1 protein-coding gene is annotated in these 1,424 nt (G+C 63.5%); it reads right to left on the reverse strand.

Features of this window, described 5'->3' with window-relative positions; all coding sequences use genetic code 11:
- Positions 1 to 53: 53 nt before the first annotated feature.
- A complete protein-coding gene (locus F4U94_RS24045) occupies positions 54 to 1,265 on the reverse strand; it encodes an IS256 family transposase (RefSeq protein WP_059150834.1) in 1,212 nt (403 codons plus the stop codon).
- Between the last annotated feature and the right edge of the window lie 159 nt (positions 1,266 to 1,424).

Genomic DNA, 1,424 nt, shown 5'->3' on the forward strand with positions numbered 1-1,424 from the left:
GGTCGCGTCCGTCAATGTGGTGTAAAATCGGGTGTGGCCACTGGGCTGCATTTTCAGGCGGCCTTGGGTGTAATCTGTAGCGGCTGTGCCTCCTCGATCATTGGTGTGGCAAGGGCGGCCATGCCCTCGATCTGCATGTAGCGGTGCTGGAGCTGGTATTCGTCATTCTGCTCGAGCAGGACGGCGCCGACGAGGCGGATGATGCTGTCCTCGTTCGGGAAGATGCCGACCACATCGGCGCGGCGCTTCACTTCCTTGTTCAGGCGTTCCAGCGGATTGGTGCTGTGGAGCTTGACCCGGTGCTGCTCGGGGAAGGTCATGTAGGCGAGCACGTCGTGCTCGGCATCGTCCATGCAAGCGCCGAGCTTTGGCCAGCGGGCGCGCAACTGATCAGCGACCTGCCGCCAGACCTGCGTCGCAGCGGCATGGTCGGGCTGAAGGAAGACCTGACGGATTGCAGCGGCAACGACGGTATTCTGGCCCTTGGGCACATAGGCCAGGGCGTTGCGCATGAAGTGGACGCGGCAGCGCTGCCAGGTCGCGCCCATGACGCGGGTAATCGCCGCCTTGAGCCCCTCGTGGGCATCGGAGATGACCAGCTTCACGCCGGTCAGGCCGCGCCGGACGAGGTCCTTGAGGAAGCTCGACCAGAACGGCTCGGCTTCGGAAGGACCGATGTGCAGGCCGACGATCTCGCGCTTGCCCTCGGTGTTGACGGCCACAGCGATTATCGCGGCGACACTGACGATCCGCCCGCCCTCGCGCACCTTGAGATAGGTAGCATCGAGCCAGAGGTAGGGCCAGTCGCCGGCGAGCGGCCGCTTGAGGAAGGCGTGGACCCGCTCGTCGATGTCCTTGCACAGCTTGGATACCGAGGACTTGGAGATGCCAGTCATGCCCATCGCCTGCACCAGTTCATCGACGCGCCGGGTGCTGACGCCGGCGATCCATGCTTCCTGGATCACCGCGACCAGCGCCTTCTCGACGGTCTTCCTTGGCTCCAGAAAGCCGGGAAAGTAGGCGCCGGTCCGCAGTTTGGGGATCTTGAGATTGAGCGTGCCGAGCCGGGTGTCGAGACTGCGGTCGCGGTAGCCATTGCGCCAGGTCGTGCGATCGCCGGAACGCTCGTGCCGGCCGGCGCCGACCAAGCCATCGACGTCGGCCTCCATGATGATCTGTAATACGTTCTCGGCGATCGTGCGCAGGAAATCTCCATCTCCGGTCTTCGCCATCAGCTCGGCAAGCGGTAATCTATCGTCGGTCATCGGGATCAACTCCTCGGTGGGCGTGTGAAGTGTGGTAACTCCACCTTACCGATGAGCCCGGTGGCCACCGAGATCGAATTCGCATGGGTGGGGCATGCCCCACCCATGCGATCGCCTCAATCTACACCGGAAATTACACCACGAGCGCGGACGCTAACG

It is taken from the genome of Sphingobium limneticum (assembly GCF_008710155.1).
In the GTDB taxonomy this organism is placed as follows: Bacteria; Pseudomonadota; Alphaproteobacteria; order Sphingomonadales; family Sphingomonadaceae; genus Sphingobium; species Sphingobium limneticum.

Bases quoted from the DNA above. Each gene is read 5' to 3' on its own strand.
- F4U94_RS24045 (WP_059150834.1), bottom strand. From the start codon at position 1,265: ATGACCGACGATAGATTACCGCTTGCCGAGCTGATGGCGAAGACCGGA.